The following is a 605-nucleotide window of genomic DNA, read 5'->3' on the forward strand; positions in this document are numbered from 1 at the left end:
TGCGCCACGCCGCCAACCGCCGCGACAGGCCGGGCTGGTCGGGGGGCGGATCGACATAAAGCTGCGGCACGGCGCGCACCGCCACGCTGCCAGGATTGGCGATGGAGAAGGTGGCGCTCAGATGCCCCCCCTCCCGCGTCAGGTGCAGGTCATTCAGCGTGATGTGCCCGTGCGTGGACAGGCCATACCCGAATGGGAAAAGCGGCACGACATGCGCGCCCGCGAACGCCCGGTAATCCGCATCCGCCAGACCGGGGGGGTAGAAACCGCCGGTCAGGGTCACGGGCAGGTGGCCGGAAAAATCCTGCTGCCCCGCCAGCAGGGCGGCAAGGGGCTGGGCATATTCATCCCGCCAGGCCCATGCCTGCACCACGCTGTCCACCATGTCGAGCCAGGGCATCTGCCGGTCGGGATCATCCGACCCCAGCACCACGGCCACATGGCCGCCCAGATCGGCCAGTGACGTAATCAGCCGGTTATCGTCATTGCTGTTGCTCAGCACCAGTATGCGCGCGGCCTGCGCCGCGGCGGGGGGCAGGGTTCCCGGCGCGCCCGCCCCATCGGCCAGGGGGATCATGGTAATGCCCAGCCCTGTACGGCCAAGG

Annotated in this window: 1 protein-coding gene; it reads right to left on the reverse strand. The window is 69.1% G+C overall.

From position 1 onward, the window contains the following. Positions 1–577 (reverse strand): glycoside hydrolase family 3 C-terminal domain-containing protein (locus tag JCM25156_RS26645; RefSeq protein WP_242402762.1); only part of this gene is annotated, 577 nt, incomplete at its 3' end. Positions 578–605: the final 28 nt, after the last annotated feature.

The organism is Komagataeibacter kakiaceti JCM 25156, from assembly GCF_000613305.1.